The organism is Janthinobacterium sp. BJB301, assembly GCF_002735685.1.
GTDB lineage: Bacteria > Pseudomonadota > Gammaproteobacteria > Burkholderiales > Burkholderiaceae_D > Janthinobacterium > Janthinobacterium lividum.
This window is the reverse complement of sequence record NZ_PDZJ01000001.1, coordinates 292,532-310,545: the sequence shown is the minus strand read 5'-3', so window position 1 is coordinate 310,545 and position 18,014 is coordinate 292,532. Positions and strand designations below refer to the sequence as shown.

14 protein-coding genes are annotated in these 18,014 nt (G+C 62.6%); 3 read left to right on the top strand and 11 right to left on the bottom strand.

Annotation, left to right across the window (positions count from 1 at the left end):
• Positions 1-136: 136 nt before the first annotated feature.
• Positions 137-733 (bottom strand): hypothetical protein, encoded by a 597-nt coding sequence (locus CSQ91_RS01450; RefSeq protein WP_099387178.1) that lies wholly within the window; start codon positions 731-733, stop codon positions 137-139.
• A 61-nt stretch (positions 734-794) separates the two neighbouring features.
• Complete coding sequence (locus tag CSQ91_RS01445; RefSeq protein WP_099387177.1) at positions 795-1,160, bottom strand: winged helix-turn-helix transcriptional regulator; 366 nt, start codon at positions 1,158-1,160, stop codon at positions 795-797.
• A gap of 110 nt (positions 1,161-1,270) precedes the next feature.
• On the opposite strand from CSQ91_RS01445, the gene CSQ91_RS01440 reads away from it, so the two are divergent.
• Both CSQ91_RS01440 and CSQ91_RS01435 read left to right on the top strand, forming a co-directional pair.
• Positions 1,271-1,978 carry a glutathione S-transferase family protein gene (locus tag CSQ91_RS01440; RefSeq protein ID WP_099387176.1) on the top strand — a complete coding sequence of 236 codons (708 nt, stop codon included), beginning with the start codon at positions 1,271-1,273 and terminating at the stop codon, positions 1,976-1,978.
• A 118-nt stretch (positions 1,979-2,096) separates the two neighbouring features.
• Positions 2,097-4,181 carry a S9 family peptidase gene (locus CSQ91_RS01435; RefSeq protein ID WP_099387175.1) on the top strand — a complete coding sequence of 695 codons (2,085 nt, stop codon included), beginning with the start codon at positions 2,097-2,099 and terminating at the stop codon, positions 4,179-4,181.
• Between the two features lie 174 nt (positions 4,182-4,355).
• On the opposite strand, the gene CSQ91_RS01430 is transcribed toward CSQ91_RS01435, so the two are convergent.
• From CSQ91_RS01430 to CSQ91_RS01395, 8 genes are all read right to left on the bottom strand, one after another.
• Positions 4,356-6,410, bottom strand: coding sequence for an esterase-like activity of phytase family protein (locus CSQ91_RS01430; RefSeq protein ID WP_099387174.1), 2,055 nt, complete (start codon positions 6,408-6,410; stop codon positions 4,356-4,358).
• Between the two features lie 72 nt (positions 6,411-6,482).
• Complete coding sequence (locus CSQ91_RS01425) at positions 6,483-7,409, bottom strand: helix-turn-helix domain-containing protein (protein WP_070253873.1); 927 nt, start codon at positions 7,407-7,409, stop codon at positions 6,483-6,485.
• Between the two features lie 55 nt (positions 7,410-7,464).
• The gene (locus CSQ91_RS01420; RefSeq protein ID WP_099387173.1) at positions 7,465-8,382 is read right to left on the bottom strand and encodes a helix-turn-helix domain-containing protein; all 918 of its coding nucleotides are present in this window, start codon (positions 8,380-8,382) and stop codon (positions 7,465-7,467) included.
• Positions 8,383-8,398: 16 nt separating this feature from the next.
• Entirely contained in the window at positions 8,399-9,886 is a 1,488-nt protein-coding gene (locus tag CSQ91_RS01415) for a mannitol dehydrogenase family protein (RefSeq protein WP_099387172.1), read from the bottom strand.
• A complete protein-coding gene (locus CSQ91_RS01410) occupies positions 9,886-10,935 on the bottom strand; it encodes an ABC transporter ATP-binding protein (RefSeq protein ID WP_099387171.1) in 1,050 nt (349 codons plus the stop codon). The genes CSQ91_RS01415 and CSQ91_RS01410 overlap by 1 nt, the downstream gene beginning before the upstream one ends.
• A 30-nt stretch (positions 10,936-10,965) precedes the next feature.
• A complete protein-coding gene (locus CSQ91_RS01405) occupies positions 10,966-11,784 on the bottom strand; it encodes a carbohydrate ABC transporter permease (RefSeq protein ID WP_099387170.1) in 819 nt (272 codons plus the stop codon).
• A gap of 10 nt (positions 11,785-11,794) precedes the next feature.
• The gene (locus CSQ91_RS01400; RefSeq protein WP_034777943.1) at positions 11,795-12,655 is read right to left on the bottom strand and encodes a carbohydrate ABC transporter permease; all 861 of its coding nucleotides are present in this window, start codon (positions 12,653-12,655) and stop codon (positions 11,795-11,797) included.
• A 101-nt stretch (positions 12,656-12,756) separates the two neighbouring features.
• Positions 12,757-14,061 carry an ABC transporter substrate-binding protein gene (locus CSQ91_RS01395; protein WP_034777941.1) on the bottom strand — a complete coding sequence of 435 codons (1,305 nt, stop codon included), beginning with the start codon at positions 14,059-14,061 and terminating at the stop codon, positions 12,757-12,759.
• A 309-nt stretch (positions 14,062-14,370) separates the two neighbouring features.
• Between CSQ91_RS01395 and CSQ91_RS01390 the strand changes: the two genes are divergently transcribed.
• Positions 14,371-15,651: a maltoporin gene (locus tag CSQ91_RS01390; protein ID WP_099387169.1), complete on the top strand. Its 1,281-nt coding sequence runs from the start codon at positions 14,371-14,373 to the stop codon at positions 15,649-15,651.
• Between the two features lie 79 nt (positions 15,652-15,730).
• Here CSQ91_RS01390 and CSQ91_RS01385 read toward each other — a convergent pair whose 3' ends face one another.
• Entirely contained in the window at positions 15,731-17,992 is a 2,262-nt protein-coding gene (locus CSQ91_RS01385) for a chitinase C-terminal domain-containing protein (RefSeq protein WP_099387168.1), read from the bottom strand.
• Positions 17,993-18,014: the final 22 nt, after the last annotated feature.

Below are 18,014 nucleotides of genomic sequence, written 5' to 3'. Positions count from 1 at the left end.
AATTTAAATGGGCAATTTTTACTGGCGAAATTGCCTTGCGAATCTGCAAAGATTGCAGATGGCGGCGTGGCCGCTGGGGAATGGCGGGAGCGATGCCGGAACAGCGTGACTGTCCCGGCGGCAAACAGCGTAGCGTTTAGCGTGGCACGTAACGCCAGTTGCCGTTTTCCAGCATGAACGTCAGTTCCGTCTTGATGCCTTCTGGACGGCTCGGCACGCTCAATTCCGTATCGCATACGAGATAGCCCGTCTTGCGCTTGACGTCGCACTCATTGACGGCCTTGACCTGCATGGTCGTCTGCGCTTCCTGCATCTGCACATCCTTGGCCGCTTCCGGATTGCGCGCCACTTCGTCCTTGGCCCAGCTTCGGATCATGGCTTGCGCCTCGGCCGGCGACGGTCCCGCGAACTTGGCGTCCTTGCGCTCGACGCCCACCCAGCTACCGTTCTCGTTACGCAGCGGCAGCACCATGAAAGCATCGCGCATGCCGGCGCTCATGGCGACCAGGCACACCACTTCGCCCGGCACTTCCTGCGAATCCTGGCAGCCGGTCAAGCTGGTGACCTTGACGGCGATCGGTACCGGCACAGTCGATTGCATTTTGGCCCGGGTCTTGGCTACGCCCGCCTGCACGGCGGCGTGGATTTGTTCGAGCGTCGGCATGGTGGCCGCCTGGGCCGGCAAGGCGGCAAACAGGGCGGCGGCGGTCAGGGCGAGGGAAGTCAGGCGCATGGGTGTCGAGAGTAGTGATCAAAGGCCGGCAGTCTAGCACTTTGCATCAAATCAGCTGTTTCTATAGGGAATTATTCACCGCATCGGGCGCGAGAAAGGCGCCGCCCGCATCGGCCTGCCCGCGCAGGCGCAGGCCGATGCCCCGCAGCATTTCGACGAGTTCGCGCAAGCGCAAGCCCTCGTCCGTCAGTTGGTACTCGACCTTGACGGGCACTTCCGCGTAGATCGTGCGCGTCAGCAAGCCCGCCTCTTCCAGCGCGCGCAAGTCCAGGGTCAGCATGCGCTGGGAAATGTTCGGCACGGCGCGGCGGATTTCGCTGAAGCGCTTCGGCCCCGCCATCAGATAGCTGAGCAGCACGACCCGCCAGCGCCCGCCCAGCAGGCGCATGGCTTCTTCCACGGCGCAGCCGGAGACATTCTGTTTCATGATGGCGATCTGGTATAAAAAATGTACCTATACCACATTATTCTGCCTTCTTCCAAATAATAACCATAGCAGCTAGACTGCCCTTCCCTCAACCGACATGGAGTGTCGACTTGGAAACCACCCTGATCTACAGCGTGCCCTTCGGCTGCTCGTTTGCCGCCATCGCCGCCCTCGAATGGAGCGGCTTGCCGTATCGCCTGGCCCGCGTGGAAGCGCGCGACCCGGCCAGCAAGCAGCATCCCGCCTTTCTCGCCATCAATCCGCTGGGCCAGACGCCGGCCCTGCTCACGCACGCGGGCGCGCCGCTGCTGGAAAGCATGGCGATCCTGCTACACATCGCCGCCCGCACGCCGCACACAGGCTTGGGCTTTGCGCAAGGCACGCCGCAATACGACCGCCTGAACAGCGTGCTGTCCTTTTTGCACACGACCTTCCATGCCGCCTTCATGCCCGCCTTCCAGGCATCGCGCGCGGCACCGGACGATGCGCGTGCGGCCGTGTGGCGCGAGATGGCCGTCGACAAGGTCAACAAAAGCCTGGCGCACCTGGAGCGCCTGCTCGCTGGCCGCGCCTGGCTGGCCTCGGACACGGCACCGACCATCGCCGACGCCTACCTGGCCGCCACGGCGCGCTGGGCCGAACCGCTGCAGCTGGCCAGCCTGGCCCATTATCCGCACGTGGCGCGCCTGCTGGCCACGCTGGAACAGGACCCCGGCATCCGCTTTGCCCACGCCATCGAGGCGGGCTTGCCGGCCACCAGCCAGGGCGGCTTCCTGAGCCATGTGGCGCTCGACCAACTGGCACTGCCGGCCGGCTAACCGGCGGTCAACTCCCGCAGCAAGCGCGTCTTTATTGCTATGATGTCGGGCTGCCGGCGGTACAGCCGGCCACGTCAATACCATATCGATAACGTCGTCATAAGAATCGGGAGTTTGAATGAGTTTACGTCTGCTGCTCTTGGGAGCATTCAGTGCCGCCATGGCCACCACCGCAGCCATCCCTGCGCTGGCCGCGCCGCGCGGTTTCACCGTGGAAGACATGGTGGCCATGGAACGTGTGGGCAGCCCCGTGCTGTCGCCGGACGCCACGCGCGTCGTCTACACGGTGCGCACCACCAACCTGGACAAGAACCGCGGCAACACGCAGCTGTGGATGATCGACCTGCGCGCGCCGAACGCGGTGCCGCGCCAGCTCACGCGCGGCGATGCCAGCGCCAGCGACCCGCAATGGTCGCCGAACGGCGACGCCATCTACTTCCTCTCTGGCCGCTCCGGCTCCTCGCAAGTGTGGCAACTGCCCCTGAACGGCGGCGAAGCGGCCAAGGTCACCGACCTGGCGCTGGACGTCGACACCTACCGCTTGTCGCCGCAGGGCGACCGCCTGGCCTTCAGCATGGGCGTCTTCCTCGATTGCGCGGACATCGCCTGCACGAAGAAGCGCCTCGATGAAAAAGCAAAAAACAAGGCGACCGGCATGGTCTACGACCAGATGTTCGTGCGCCACTGGGATACCTGGGCCGATGGCCGCCGCAATGCGCTGTACTCGGCGCCGATCGACGCCACCGGCAAGGTCAGCGCCACGCCCGTGAGCTTGAGCGGCACCCTGGACGGCGACGCCCCATCGAAACCGTTCGGCGACAATGGCGAATACCATTTCAGCCCGGACGGCAAGACGGTGGCCTTCTCCGTGCGCGTGGCCGGCCGCACGGAATCGTGGTCGACCAACTTCGACGTCTACACGATTCCTGCCGCTGGCGGCCAGGCGCCACGCAATCTCACCGCCGACAATCCGGCCTGGGATGCCAAAGCCACCTACTCGCCCGATGGCCGCACCCTGGCCTATGTCGCCATGACCAAGCCGGGCTTCGAAGCGGACCGTTTCCACCTGGTGCTGATGGATGTCGCCACCGGCAAGAAGCGCACCGTGGCCGATGACTGGGACCGTTCCGTGGCCGACTTCCGCTGGACGCCTGACAGCAAGGCTTTCCTCGTCGCCGCCGATGACGTGGGCCAGCACCGCCTGTTCCACATCGACGCGGCCAGCGGCAAGGTCGCTGCGCTGACGGGCAAGGGCGCCGTGGGCGACTTCGACGTGCGCGGCAATACCATCGTGCTGGCGCAAGCCAACCTGGCCTCGGGCGCGCAGCTGTACACGCGCAAGCTCGACGCCAAGTCGGAAAACGCGCCGATGGTCCAGCTGACGAAGCAGAATGCGGCAGCCCTGGCCGACGTGCGCTTCGGCGAATATGAGCAGTTCTCGTTCGCGGGCGCGAATGGCGAAACCGTCTACGGCCACGTGATGAAGCCATGGAATGCCAAGGCCGGTGAAAAGTATCCGGTCGCTTTCCTCGTCCACGGCGGCCCGCAAGGCAGCTTTGGCAACAGCTGGAGCTACCGCTGGAATCCGCAAGTGTATGCGGGCGCCGGCTACGCCACCGTCTTTATCGACTTCCACGGTTCGACCGGCTATGGCCAGAAGTTCACGGATTCCATCAGCGGCGACTGGGGCGGCAAGCCGCTGGTCGACTTGCAGAAGGGCCTGGAAGCGGCCACCAAGAAATTCCCGTGGCTGGACCGCGAACGCAGCTGCGCGCTGGGCGCGTCGTACGGCGGCTACATGATGAACTGGATCGCCGGTAACTGGCCGGACGGCTTCAAGTGCCTGGTCAACCACGACGGCGTGTTCGACAACCGCGGCATGGCTTACGCAACGGAAGAACTGTGGTTCACGGAATGGGAAAACGGCGGCCCGTACTACGATGCGCCAGCCAAGCACGAGCAGTTCAATCCCGTCAACTTCGTGAAGAACTGGAAGACGCCGATGCTGGTGGTCCAGGGCGACCTGGATTTTCGCATCCCCACCGCGCAAGGCCTGGGCACCTTCACGGCACTGCAGCGCCAGGGCATCCCGAGCAAGCTGCTGGTCTTCCCGGACGAGAACCACTGGGTACTGAAACCGGCGAACTCGCTGCTGTGGCATCACACGGTGCTGGACTGGCTCAATACCTACACCAAGAAGTAATCGGATGAATGTCGGATTACGGCCTTTGGCCTCGGCGGCCCCGCCTAATCCGACCTACGTTCGCTCTTCATAACAAAAAAGCCGCACGGTGCATCCCAGCACCGCGCGGCTTTTTCCATGCATAGGTCGGATTAGCGGCACGCGCGCCGCGTAATCCGACACATCCACCATCGTTCAATACGCAGTGAGCGCCTTGGCAAACTTCACGATCCACAAGCGGCTTGGGCGTTCGCGGTCGTCGCCGCGCGCCACGCGGATGGTGTTGGCGGCATTGCAGCCGGCGGCGGCGCTGGTGACGATAGTACCGCTGGCATCGACCGTGCACTTGGTCACGTCGGCATCCGCCACTTCCACGCCGTTCGCGTCAAAGATCTTCGTCTTCAGGCCGAAGTCGTTGTCGTTGGCCAGCGCGATGGTGGAGTCGTCGATCAGGGTCAGGCCTTCCGCCTTTTCCGCCGCCCAGCCGATGGCATTCAAGTCCAGCAGCAGGGTTTTCTTCAGCGGCGTGACGGCGGTCCAGTCGGCGCCGTTGACGGCCGCGCCGCCCATGCTGCTTTTTTCCAGGTCCGAGGTCGTCGCGTTGAAGGCAGCGGCCGAGATATCGGTGGCGCCCTTCAATTCGACCAGCATCAGTTTATTGAACACCTTGCCCGACGGCGCGGCGCCCTGCTCGATGACGAGGAACTTGCCGCCGCCCAGCGCCACCATGTCGCCCAGCTTGGCGTTGCCCGTGCGGCTGTCCTGGTAGTCGGCCGCATTCAGCGGATAGGCGAACATCTTGCCGCTGGTGCCCGTCACCGGGTCGAATTCGATCCAGCGCGTGAAGCGGGCGAAGCGCTCGACCTGCTCATTCTTCTTCGTCACCGTGTATGGCGCCGTGCCGTCGGACAGGGGGCTTTGCAGGAAGGCGTACAGCTTGTCGTTGCTCGTATCGAGGGTCATGCCCTCCATGCCGCGGTTCGCGCGGCGCTTGGCGAACAGGGTTGGCAAGCCCTTGCCCGGTTCGTACTTGGCCTGGATGATGCCGGTGGCCGCATCGATCTTGATGATGAAGGGGCCGTATTCGTCCGAGACCCACAGCGCATTGCGCTTCGCATCGACGACGATGGCTTCCGAATCGAGGCCGCCCGCGTTGAAGACAGCCTTGCCGGCCGCATCGAACTTCATCGCATCCATGACGGGAATCTCGGCCGAATTGCCGACCGCGCCCACGGGCACGGGCAAGCCCGAGCTGTTGACGGTGGCCGACACCTTGATCGGCGTGCTCGACGCCAGCACGGCGCCGTTCTTGCCCACCGTGAGCACCCCGAACGAAGGCGTGAAGCTGGGCGACGGGAAGATTTTGCTGCCGATGGTGCCCTTGCCAGATGGATCGGGCACCAGCGGGCCGTCGCCGTTCGGGCCGCGGTCCGTCAAGCCATAGAATTCCAGGTCGCCGGCCGCATTCTTGCCCTTGTAAGCCAGGCCCGAGCCGTACGACGGCAGGAAGCCGTTCGGGAATTCGCCCTTGATCTTGGCGTTGGCGCCTTCGTACGGCACGTAGAATTTATCGGCCGCCTGGATCTGGTAGCGCGTCACGGTGACTTTCACTTCGCCGACCGGATTGGCTTGCGTCAGCGCCTCGTTGACGGGCGCGCCCGCTTTCGAGGCCAGGGTGTCTTCGAAATGCTCGCGCACGAGGGCGCGGCGCTCCGCATCGACCGTGCGGCCTGCGAATTTCCCGCCCACCGCTGCCAGATGCGCGGCCAGCGCCGCGTTGAAGACGGCCGGGGCGGCGGCAAAGTCCAGCGTCTTGCCGGCCAGCGCCGCCTTCACTTCGGCCGTCAGCTTGATGCCGTTCGACGGATCGCTGTCGTCATCGAGCAATTGCAGCGCCAGCAGGCGGTTGACGACCTTGTCGTCCGCCACGTTGGTGCTGGCGGCCAGCGCCAGCGGCGTGACGACGGCGCCGCATGGCGCCGAGCCCAGGGCCAGGCCGCCCACGCTGAAGGCGACCGTATCGCCCGGGTTGCACATGAATTCGCCCTTGGCATTGGTGCTGGCCTTGGCCGCGCTGCCCGCCACGTAATCGAGTCCTTCCACCGCGCCATCGAGGAACACGCCCGTCTGCGCCACGGGCTTGGAAGGCTCCGCCGGCGGATTGTCGCTGCCGCCGCAAGCGGCCAGGGTCAGGCCGGCGGCGATGGCCAACAGGGTCAGTTTCGGGATCGACGTTACAGCAGTGTTCATGCATTCCTCGGCTAAGGTGGGTGGGATAGCCGTGGAGCATAACCAGTCAAAGTGACAAGCCCGTGACAGTCGTCAGGCCTGTGGCATATCCGCCACGGGCCCGCCGATGCCGCCAAAGCGGCCATCTGCCTGGCGCCGGAATTCCTTGGGCGTGACGCCCTTCACCTGCAAGAAGCGGCGGTTGAAATTGGCCACGTTCTGGAAACCCACGTCGTAACAGACGTTCGACACATAGTGATCCGTATCCATCAGCAACTGGCACGCCTTGTTGATGCGCAGGCGGCTGATGAAATCCGTGAAGCTGTTACCCGTCGCCTTGCGGAAGAAGCGCGAGAACTTACTCAGCGACATGCCCACCTGATCGGCCAGCATTTCCGCCGAAATCGGCTCGCGGTAATTGTCCGTGATGTAGTTGAGCACGGAGTTGACCTTGGCCAGGGTGGCGTCATCGTCGTACGAGCGCAAGGAGGCGGTCGACAGCAAACGGTAATTGGCCGTGCGCGCCAGCTTGCTCATCATCTGGACGAATTCGGCGAAGCGTTCGGCGCCATGCGTGGCGCGGATACGCGCCAGGTGCTGCTCGGCCTCGTGGCCCATGTCGAAAAACTCCACGCCATAGCTGGAGCGCTCGAGCAGCGGCAGCAGTTCGCGCAGTTCGGGGATGACGCGCGCGGCACCGGCCAGCGGCGCATGGGCAAATTGCACGATCATATCGCGTAAGGCCACGCCGCCTTCGGGCATCACGTTGGAAATCCAGTTGTGCGGCAATCGCGGGCCCGTCAGCACCAGGTGGCCAGGCGAGAATTCGCCGATATAGTCGCCCACGAACAATCGTCCGCTGGTGGCGACGATCAGGTGCAGCTCATATTCCTCGTGACAGTGCCAGCGCACGCGCGAACTGGGATAGCCGTGTTCCAGGTAATTGATGATGCCATCGTAGCTTTCCCGTTCCAGCTCGGGCGCCTTGCGCTCGCTGTCCTTCTGCCATAGGTGTTCCATGCTTGTCTCTCCCAGGCTGTCCCCGCCTGTGCCATCCAATGTACCTCAAAAAGCCTCAGGCGCCAAAACGGCCCAGCGCCTGCTGGCGAAACTCCTTCGGCGTCATGCCCTTCAATTCCAGGAAGCGCCGGTTGAAATTGGCAACATTATTGAATCCCGCCTCGTAGCAGATGTTGCTGACATAGCGCTCCGTCTCCATCAGCAGCTGGCAAGCCTTGTTGATGCGCAGGCGGTTGACGAAGTCCGTGAAGCTGTTGCCCGTGGCGCTGCGAAAAAAACGCGAAAACGTCCGCTCGGGCATGTCCACCTGCTCGGCCAGCTGTTTCAGCGAAAACTGGCTGCTGTAATTGTGCACGATGAAGTTGATGGCCGAACTGATGCGCGCCAGGGCCACGTCGTCGTCGCTCGACTGCATCGGCACCGTCGACAGCAGCTGGTAATCGCTGGTCTGCGCCAGTTCGCCCAGCAGTGTCAAAAATTCGATGAAGCGCGGCAGGCCATTGCTGTCGCGGATGCGCTGGAAACGCCGCAGCGACTGTTCGCTGACGCCAAAAAATTCCACGCCGTGCAAGGCGCGCTGCAGCAGCGGAAAAATATCCTTCAATTCGGGAATGGCGGTGGCCATCGACGCCAGCGGCGCATGCGAAAACTGGACCACCATGTCGCGCAAGGCCACGCCTTCCGGCGGCGTGTCGAGCGAGACCCAGTTGTGCGGCACGCGCGGTCCCGTCAGCACCATGTGGCCGGGCGTGAACTGGCCGATGTAGTCGCCGACAAAGACCTTGCCGCTGCTTTCGACGATCAGGTGCAGCTCGTACTCGTCGTGGTAATGCCAGCGCACCAGCGAATTCGGAAAGCCGTGCTCCAGGTAGCGGATGAAGCCAAAACTGCCTTTCGGCTCGAAGCCTGGCGTGGCGTCGCGCTGCTGTTCCAGCTCCATCTGCGGCAGTGAGGCATCGGCTTTGCGTGGCATGGCGCGCCCTCCCCCGTCAGGCGACGATCTGTTCCAGCGCCGCGCGCGCACCCATCCCATACAGGCTGGCCAGCGACTGCCCCACCGCCTGCGTAAAGGCTGGCGTGTCGCTCAACTCGCCGAACAGCTCGCGCAGCGACAGCAAGGCCGTCGCGTCCGCCCCGCCCTGCAGCGCCAGTGCGCGCAGGCGCGCCGCATACGGGTCGTTCAAGGGCATCTCGCGCCCCTGCTCGTCGTGGCCTTCCAGGTAGCGGAACCAGCACGCCACGGTAAACGCCAGCAGCTTGATGGCGCCGTCACGGGCCAGTGCTTCGCGCACGGATGGCAGCACGAATTTCGGGATGCGCGCCGAACCTTCCGTGCCGATGCGCGCCAGCTGGTCGCGCACGGCAGGATTCGAAAAGCGCTCGATCAGGGTAGCCTTGTACCGCTCCAGGTCGATGCCTTCCACTACATCCAGCAAGGGCGTCACTTCCTCATCCATCATGCGGCGCACGAGCAGGCGGATGCCAGGATCGTTCATCGCTTCGTGCGCAAACGTGTAACCGAGCTGCATGCCGATGTAGCACAGGGCCTGGTGGCTGGCATTCAATAGGCGCAGCTTCATCTTTTCATATGGCAGCACGTCGTGCGTCATCTGCGCGCCCACCAGCTCCCAGGCTGGCCGCCCCTGCGGGAAGTCGTCTTCGATGACCCACTGGCGGAACGGCTCGCACACGACCGGCCAGGCGTCGATGATGCCAAAGCTGTCGCGCACCAGCGCCCGGTGTTCATCGGTGGTGGCCGGGGTGATGCGGTCGACCATGCTGTTGGGGAAGCTGCCATGCATGGCCAGCCAGCGCGCCAGCTCCCCGTCGCGCAGGGAGACAAAGGCCAGCAGCATCTTGCGCGTCACGTCGCCATTGTTTTGCAGGTTATCGCAGGACATGATGGTAAACGGCGCCAGGCCCCGCTGGTGGCGCACGGCCAGCGCCGCCGCCAGATAGCCGAACGAGCAGCGCGGCGCCTGCGGGTGCGCCAGTTCATACACGATATCGGCATGACCGGCGTCGAATTCGCCCGTGCCCTGGTTCACATAGTACCCCCCCTCGGTGATGGTCAGCGCGACGATGCGCGTGCCAGGGTCGGCCAGCTTTTCCAGTACGGCTTGCGGCTCGTCGGGTGCATACAGGTATTCGCCGATGCAGCCGATGATGCGCGCGCTGTCGCCGGCCGCGCTGCGCTCGACCACCGTGTACAGGCCATCCTGCGCCCGCATGGCGTCGCGCATGGCCGCGTCATGCGCCAGCAAGCCCACGCCGCAATAGCCCCACTGCGCGTGCTCATGGCCCTGGCCCTGCAGCGCCAGCAAGTCGTCGAGGTACACGGCCTGGTGGGCGCGGAAAAAGCCGCCCACGCCGATATGCACGATGCTGGGCACGAGCGCGCCGCGCGCATACGCGGGCACGGTTGCGTCCACCGGCAGCTTGGCCAGGTTCGCCTGGTTCAATGCGATGGCGTCCATTACAGCGCTCCTTTCGCCGCCGCGTAGGTCTTGCCGGCGCGGTCAAAATAATGGACGAAGCCCGGCTCGAACGTCAAATGCGTCTGCTGGCCCGGCTGCAGGCTGCTGCGCTCCGCCCCGCGCGACACCACCTGCACATTATTCGGCAAGCGCACATAGGTCAGGGTTTCCACGCCCAAGGACTCCACCAGGTCGACCGTGACGGGCACGCTGCCCGGCTGCGCCGCGCCCAGGTGCACGTGTTCGGGGCGGATGCCGACGAAGCCGTCCGCCTGCGCAGCGCTGCCCGCCTGCGCCAGCAGCTGCGGCGCCGCGTCAGCGGGCACCACGTTCATGCTGGGCGTGCCGATGAATTGTGCGACAAAGCGGTTGGCGGGACGGTCATACAGTTCCAATGGCGAGCCATGCTGCTCGATCTGGCCGTCGCGCAGCACCACCACGCGGTCCGCCAGGGTCATCGCCTCCACCTGGTCGTGGGTCACATAAATCGTGGTGGCGCCCAGTTCGCGGTGCAGCTTGGCGATCTCGATGCGCGTCTGCACGCGCAAGGCCGCATCGAGGTTCGACAGCGGTTCGTCGAACAGGAACACTTTCGGGTCGCGCACGATGGCGCGGCCGATGGCCACCCTCTGGCGCTGCCCGCCAGACAATTCTTTGGGCGTGCGTTCCAGGTAACGCCCAAGGTCGAGGATGGCGGCCGCCTTGTCGACTTTTTCGCGGATGATGGCCGGATCGACGCCGGCCAGTTTCAGCGCGAACGACATGTTCTGGAACACCGTCATGTGCGGATACAGCGCATACGACTGGAACACCATCGCCAGGTCGCGCTTGGACGATGGCAGCGCCGTGATGTCGCGCCCGTCGAGCGACAGATTGCCGCCGTCGATCGGTTCCAGGCCCGCGATCAGGCGCAGCAAGGTGGATTTTCCGCAACCAGACGGACCCACGAAGACGACGAATTCGCCCTGCCGGATCTCCAGGTCGATGCCCTTGATGGCGCGGTGCTCGCCAAAGAATTTTTCGATATTGCTCAGTTGAAGGTAAGCCATGATAGTCTCATTTCTGATTTGTTTTCGATGCTACTTGACGGCGCCAAAGGTCATACCCTGGACCAGTTGTTTTTGGCAGAACCAGCCCAGCGCCATGATGGGCGCGATGGCCATCAGCGAAGCGGCCGACAATTTCGCCCAGAACAAGCCTTCCGGGCTGGAATACGAGGCGATGAGCCAGGCCAGGGTGCCCGCGTTGGAGGCGCCCAGGTTCAGCGACCAGAACGACTCATTCCACGACCACACCATGCACACGAGGGCCGTGGAAGCGATGCCGCCCACGGACAGGGGCAGCACGACGTGGCGGAATTCGTCCCACACGGTGGCGCCATCCATGCGCGACGCTTCCAGAATTTCGCGCGGCAGCTCCTTCATGCTCGTGTACAGCAGCCAGATCATGATGGGCAGGTTCATCAGCATGAACATGATGGTCAGGCCGATGCGCGTGTCGAGCAGGCCGAAGTACTGGTAGCAGATATAGATCGGCATCAGGGCGCCCACGCCGGGCATGTAGCGCGAGCTGAGCATGAATTTCAGCAAGCCGATGGTGCCGCCCGTGGGAAAGAAGGCCATCGAATAGGCGGCCGGGATGGCGATCAACAGGCCGATGGCCGTCGAGAGCACGCTGGTAAACAGCGAGTTCCACGCGTAGCCGAAGTAATTGTCGCGTGCCAGCACTTCGCGGAAGCTGTCGAGCGTGGGCGTGAAAAACAGCAGCGGCGGCGTGGAAATGGCTTGTCCTTCCGTCTTGAAGGCCATCAGGCCCAGCCAGAAGATGGGAAAGAACAGCAGCAGCGCGAACAGCCAGGAGGCGGCCGTGCGGCCATACAGATTGAGTTTGCTATGCATCAAGGTCTCCTTATTTCGACAGATTCTTGCCGATGACGCGCATCAGGAAGAAGGCGGCGATGTTGGCGATGAGCACGGCGAACAGGGCACCGGCCGAGGCCGCTCCCACGTCATAGGACAGCAGTGCCTGCTGGTAAATCATGAAGGTGATGGTGGTCGTATCGAAGCCGGGACCGCCGCCCGTGGTGGTAAATATTTCCGCAAAGATCGACAGCAAAAAGATCATCTCGATCATCAGCACCACCGAGACGGCGCGGCCCAGGTGGGGAATGTAGAGGTAGCGCAGCTGCTGCAGATAGGTGGCGCCATCCATGCGCGCCGCTTCCAGCTGTTCCCGGTCCATCGACTGCAGGGCCGTCATGAAGATCAGGCAGGCGAACGGCAGCCATTGCCACGAGACCATCATGATGATGGAAAACAGGGGATGGGCCGACAGCCAGTCGACGGGCGTGGCGCCAAAGAAAATGCTGATTTGCGCGAACAGGCCGTAGATCGGATTGAGCAGCATGTTCTTCCACATCAGGGCATTCACGGCCGGCATGATGAGAAACGGCGAAATCAGGAGCACGCGCACGATGGCGCGTCCCGGGAACGCTTCATTGATCAGCAAGCCCAGCGCCGTGCCCAGCACCACCGTGACCAGCATGACGGAAAACAGCAGGGTAAACGTGTTCTGCAGGGCTGGCAGGAACGAGGCATCCGTAAAGAAAAAGTGGAAATTGGCCAGGCCATGGAAAGGATGGCCGCTCGGATCGAGCATGGAATAGCGCACGAACGAGTAATACAGGGTGATCAGCAGCGGGATCACGGAAATGACGGAGACGGCGACCACGGCCGGCGTCAGCAAAGTCCGGGGGATAATGCGTTTCATAGGATACTCTTGGGACGTGAGGGAGTGACGGCCCGCTGAACAGCAAGGCCGATCACATCACCTGTTGACAAAGCAAATGGCACAGCAAGACCGGAGACGTCTTATTTGTAGTACCCGCCTTTACGCATTTCTCTTTCCGCCGTCTGCTGCGACAATTCCAGCGCCTGGTCCACCGTCACCTTGCCCAGCAGCGCTGCCGCCATCTGCTGGCCGGCTGCCACGCCGATCACCTGGAATTCGGGAATCGAAGCAAATTGCACGCCCACGTAAGGCGACGGCGGCAAGGTGCTTTGCACGGCGCGCGTGGTGGCCAGGGCCTTGCCTTCGGCGGCGGCAAATTTCGCCACTTTCTGGAACTCGGGGCTGGCATAGGTCGACTTGCGCGTGCCGGTCGGCACGTTGGCCCAGCTCGTTTCCTTGGCTACCAGTTTCACGTAGTCGGGCGACGTGGCCCAGTTGATGAAGCGCTGTGCTTCATTCGGGTGCTTGGAACTCGCGGGGATGGCGAGCGACCAGATCCACAGCCAGTTCGCGCCCCGCTCCGTCACGCCGATAGGCGACTGGGCAAACGCCACCTTGTCGGCCACCTTGCTTTGCTTGGGGTCCGTGATGAAGGAGGCGGCAATCGTCGCATCGATCCAGATGCCGCACTTGCCCTGGTTAAACAGCGCCAGGTTTTCATTGAAGCTGTTGGCGGCCGCGCCCGGCGGGCCGTATTTCTTCATCAGGTCGACATACATGGTGACCGCGTCCTTCCATGGCTTGCTGGTAAATTGCGGCTTCCATTTCATGTCGAACAGCTGGCCGCCATAGGAATTGGCCATGGTGGTGATGAGTGCCATGTTGTCGCCCCAGCCCGGCTTGCCGCGCAGGCAGATGCCGTACACGCCGTTGGCCGGATCGTGCAGCTTGGCCGCCACGTCGCGCAACTGGTTCCAGGACGGACGGTCCTCGATCGTCACGCCCGCCTTTTTGACCAGGTCGCTGCGGTACATGATCATCGAGCTTTCGCCATAGAACGGCGACGCATACAGCTTGCCGTCGCCGGAGAGCCCTTCGCGGATGGCCGGCAGCAAGTCGTCGATATCGTATTTGGCGTCCGGCTTGATGGGGATCAGCCAGTTTTTCTTGCCCCAGATGGGCGTTTCATACAGGCCGATGGTCATCACGTCGAACTGGCCGCCCTTGGTGGCGATATCGGTGGTCATGCGCTGGCGCAAGACGCCCTCTTCCAGGGTCACCCATTTGAGCTTGATGTCAGGATTGGCTTGCTCGAAGAACTTGCTGAGCTTTTGCATTTCGATCATGTGGCCGTTGTTGACAGTCGCGATGACCAGGTCGGTGGCGGCAAAAGCGGACGAGCTGAGGCAGCCGGCGAACAGCGCGGCGATGGCGTAACGTTTCATTGTATGTCTCCAGTGTTTTTGTCGTTGGCAATGCTCAGGTACTTGGCACCACGACCACAATGTAGCACCGGACTTTGATACTTTCTGATACTCCAAAACCGCAATTCGATACTCTTTTGCAAGCCCGCTATGCGCAAGAGTATCGATATGTAGCAAAAACAACACTCTGAAAGAAAGTATCAGCACTTGCACGTTTTGTATCAGGGTGGTTAAAAAAGCGCTGCTAGACTTGGTTTTCGGCATTAGACCGCGTGCGGTGGTCGCCTTCAGGGGCGCCACCGCTACCACTTACATTCTTCTGGAGACCGCATGAACCGTACTGCATTGAAAACTTTACCTGCCCTGATCCTGGCCATCGCCAGCGCTTCCGCCATGGCCGACCCCATGTACCCAAGCGACGCCGAAGGCTTCCACGGCTACCTGCGCGCTGGCGCCGGCAGCAATACTTCGGGCGACGGCGGTTCGCAAGGCTGCTTCGGCCTGGGTGGCAATACCATGAAATATCGTCTGGGCAATGAGTGCGACGCCTACACGGAATTCGGCTACACCAAGTCTGTTGCCAAGTCCGGCGGCGTGAACTACCTGGCCACCATCTGGGTCAACGCTTACGCGCCAAACTCGGATTTCGGCGACAACAAGCTGGGCATCGTCAAGGCCTATGTCGAAGCGCAGGGGCTCGATTTCCTGAACGGCGGCACGGCCTGGATCGGTAAACGCTTCTACTACCGTCCTGACATCCACATGCTGGATCTGCAATACATCAACATGAACGGCACGGGCGCCGGCCTGGACCGCATTCCTGTTGGCCCGGGTAAATTCTCGTATGCCTTCTTCAAGGACAACGACATCAATGCCCGCGACAAGAACACTGGCGCCATCACCGGCACCCGTTCCGCCGTGCGCCAGAACTTCATCTATGGCGAAATTCCCGTCAATGAAAACGGCACCCTGGACCTGGCCGCGACCATCATCACGGCCGAAGGCAAGGACAACGACATCTACGGCCCGAAACATAACGGCTGGCAACTGTCGGCATTCCACCGTCAAGGCAAAGTCTTCGGCGGCGGCAACACCTTCGGCGTGCAGTACGGCGTCGGCCCTGGTGTTGGCGGTGACGGCAACGGACAGTTCGGCGCCTCGGGCAGCACTTCCTACGGTTCTGACCGCAAGCGCACGCGCGTCTTCAATGACATGGCGATCCAGCCGATGGAAAACTTCGGCATGGAATTCGTCGCCCTGTGGCAAAAAGACGAATCGACCGCCGCCGGTTCCTCGACCTGGACCTCGGTCGGCGTGCGTCCTGTGTACGCATTCACCAACAACTTCAAGCTGGTGGGCGAACTGGGCACGGACCGCGTGACGCAGTCGGGCGGCCAGCCAGCCAAGCGCCTGACCAAGCTGACCATCGCGCCGACGATCTCGGCCGGTCCTGGCCTGTGGTCGCGTCCTGAACTGCGCGCTTTCGTGACGTACGGCAAATGGAACGATGCGGCCACCGCCTCGGTCAACGCGTCGAACAACGGCGGCCCGATCTACAACAACAATACCAGCGGCACGTCCTACGGTTTCCAGGTAGAAACCTGGTTTTAAGCCAGCTTAGCTAACGCCAGAAACTAAAAAGGGCGGAACCGCGGTTCCGCCCTTCGCTGTTTACACTACCGGATTCAACTTATGGCAAGGCTACTGGCAATTCCGGATACTCCTGCGTCAGCGCATACTTGGTGCCGCCCACGGTGACCGTGTAGTTGGCCGGTCCCGAGATCGGCAAACGGTAATTCAAGGTCAGCGCCACGGAGCCGCCCGGCGCCAGCGATTGCCAGGCGGGAATCGCGAAGCGGGCCCGGTTGTAGTTCTTCGTGAAGCCGCCGATATTGTTCGGCCCCGTGTAGCCGGCATTGATCACCGTCAAACCGAAGCCTGACTGGTCGCTCATGTCCGATGGTGCCGAGACGGGATAGTCGAACTCCACCACGGTGCCGCCCGGCAGGGTCGACGCCGTATTGTTCTTCACCGTCATCACCGGGTTGATGGGGAAGTTGTTGTCGCCCAGCTTCCAGCCGCCCAAAGTGATGCTGACGTTGGCCGCCGTGCCCGGCATGGCGATTTCGGCGCGCTTGTTGCCATACACGCCAGCCGTGCGGAAGGCCTGGTACAGCACGTCCGTCAGGGTGGTGCCCATGAAATACTCGCCCTTGCCGCCGTTGCGCGTGGCATCCCAGGCATAGTCGCCCGCCATTTCCCAGATCATCACGCCGCCGATATTGTTGTTGACGATGTATTGGGCCTTGGCCGCGATCGACTGCGTGGTTTCCGTGGAAATGAACACTTTCTTGGTCGCATTCCACAGCCACGGCGCCACCATGGTGCTGCTGTAATGCGGCACATAGGTGCCCACCAGGGCCTTGTCCGTGACTTTATAGGCGTCCAGGTAGCTCGGCACGATACCGCTCTGCAAGTTCAGCGCATGCCAGATGGGGTTGCCGCCGCCTGGCGTGGGTTTACCCTGCGAGTCCAGGTCGTACCAGACGTTGTCGATGCCGGTGGCGCCCGTGCCGCACGTCTTGGTGCCGGCGCAGGTGACCGTGGAACTGATCAGTGGCGTCGTGCCCCACAAGCCATTCGTGCCACCCGTCACATCCTTCCAGCCCCGCGTGTAGAACGGCACGCCGATATTGATGCGCCCCGCCTGCATGGCACCGCGGTAGTAGCGGTAGGCCCAGTCCGTGTTCAGGTAGCCGATGTTCTGGAACTGGTAGGCGTTACCGGCACGCAATTCACCATCGTTGCCATCGTCAAACAGCGCCGCGTTCGGCCCCACATACTGGTTCCACGCGCCGTGCAAGTCGTAGCTCATCAGGCTGGCGTAATCGAGATATTTCAATCCCGACATGTTTTCCTCCCCGCGCAAGACCCAGCCCGAGGCGGAGCCGGCGATGGTGAGCAGATAGTATTTATTGTCCTGCACGGCCGCCTCGTCGAGCTTCTGGCGCAGCACTTTCAGCAGCAGGTTGTAGCTCGTCATCAGGCCCGCCAGGCGCGGCTTCGAGACGGCGAAGTCGTTCGGATTGCCCGCTTCATTATTGGTGGTCGGATGTTCGTAATCGACATCGACGCCATCGAAGAAGTTGTACTGGCGCACGAAGGCCACCATGGAATCGGCCAGGGTGTTGATGCCGGCCGTGTTGATGCTGCCGTCCGCATTCGTCGTGGCCGTGTAGAAGCCGCCGCTGCCGGCCCAGCCACCCACGGAAATCATCAGTTTCACGCCCGGATACTTCTTCTTGTATTGCGACAGCAAGTTGAAGTGCCCCTTGTACGGCAAGGATGGGTCCATGGCGGCGGCTGGCACGTTCGGCCACGTAAGGCCCGTGTCCGGATTGGCCGCGCCGCTGCCGATGGCGATTTTCGAGGTTGCCGGATCGACGGAAGCGAACGCATAGTTCAGGTGGGTGATCTTGTCCCACGGCAGATTGTTTACCAGATAGGTGGGGCTGCCATCGACACCGGTGCGCCAGCTGGCGAAGTAGCCGACGATGCGCCGGTTCAAGCCATTGCTCAGCACTTCGCGGCCATTCGCGTCGTACACCTTGCAATACGGCACATTCGGCACGGCCGAGATCAAGCCGTCCGGGCGGCAAGCCGTGGGCGTCGGGGTCGGTGTCGGGGTTGGCGTATCCGTCACGGCCCATGGGCCCCACTGGTCGGCGGCACTGGGGACATTGCCCTGCGTCCACCACTTGGCCTTGTAAGTAACGCCCTGGTAGAGCACGCACTGGCCGCCCGTGTAGACGGTGGCGGCGTCCCAGACGGCGCACGCTTCGACGGCGGCGAGCAAGGTGTTCGGGGTGGCGGTCGTACCGTCTTGGCCACCGCCGCCGCAAGCGACGAGTACGCCGCTGAGCAGGGCCATCAATAATGCATTCGATTTCATGTTGTATTGGTCTCCGTTATGG

Excerpts from the sequence above, each read along its gene's own strand:
- CSQ91_RS01450 (WP_099387178.1), bottom strand. The coding sequence starts at position 733 with ATGCGCCTGACTTCCCTCGCCCTGACCGCCGCCGCCCTGTTTGCCGCC.
- CSQ91_RS01400 (WP_034777943.1), bottom strand. The coding sequence starts at position 12,655 with ATGAAACGCATTATCCCCCGGACTTTGCTGACGCCGGCCGTGGTCGCC.
- CSQ91_RS01435 (WP_099387175.1), top strand. The coding sequence starts at position 2,097 with ATGAGTTTACGTCTGCTGCTCTTGGGAGCATTCAGTGCCGCCATGGCC.
- CSQ91_RS01425 (WP_070253873.1), bottom strand. The coding sequence starts at position 7,409 with ATGGAACACCTATGGCAGAAGGACAGCGAGCGCAAGGCGCCCGAGCTG.
- CSQ91_RS01430 (WP_099387174.1), bottom strand. The coding sequence starts at position 6,410 with ATGAACACTGCTGTAACGTCGATCCCGAAACTGACCCTGTTGGCCATC.
- CSQ91_RS01410 (WP_099387171.1), bottom strand. The coding sequence starts at position 10,935 with ATGGCTTACCTTCAACTGAGCAATATCGAAAAATTCTTTGGCGAGCAC.
- CSQ91_RS01415 (WP_099387172.1), bottom strand. The coding sequence starts at position 9,886 with ATGGACGCCATCGCATTGAACCAGGCGAACCTGGCCAAGCTGCCGGTG.
- CSQ91_RS01420 (WP_099387173.1), bottom strand. The coding sequence starts at position 8,382 with ATGCCACGCAAAGCCGATGCCTCACTGCCGCAGATGGAGCTGGAACAG.
- CSQ91_RS01395 (WP_034777941.1), bottom strand. The coding sequence starts at position 14,061 with ATGAAACGTTACGCCATCGCCGCGCTGTTCGCCGGCTGCCTCAGCTCG.
- CSQ91_RS01390 (WP_099387169.1), top strand. The coding sequence starts at position 14,371 with ATGAACCGTACTGCATTGAAAACTTTACCTGCCCTGATCCTGGCCATC.
- CSQ91_RS01405 (WP_099387170.1), bottom strand. The coding sequence starts at position 11,784 with ATGCATAGCAAACTCAATCTGTATGGCCGCACGGCCGCCTCCTGGCTG.
- CSQ91_RS01445 (WP_099387177.1), bottom strand. The coding sequence starts at position 1,160 with ATGAAACAGAATGTCTCCGGCTGCGCCGTGGAAGAAGCCATGCGCCTG.
- CSQ91_RS01385 (WP_099387168.1), bottom strand. The coding sequence starts at position 17,992 with ATGAAATCGAATGCATTATTGATGGCCCTGCTCAGCGGCGTACTCGTC.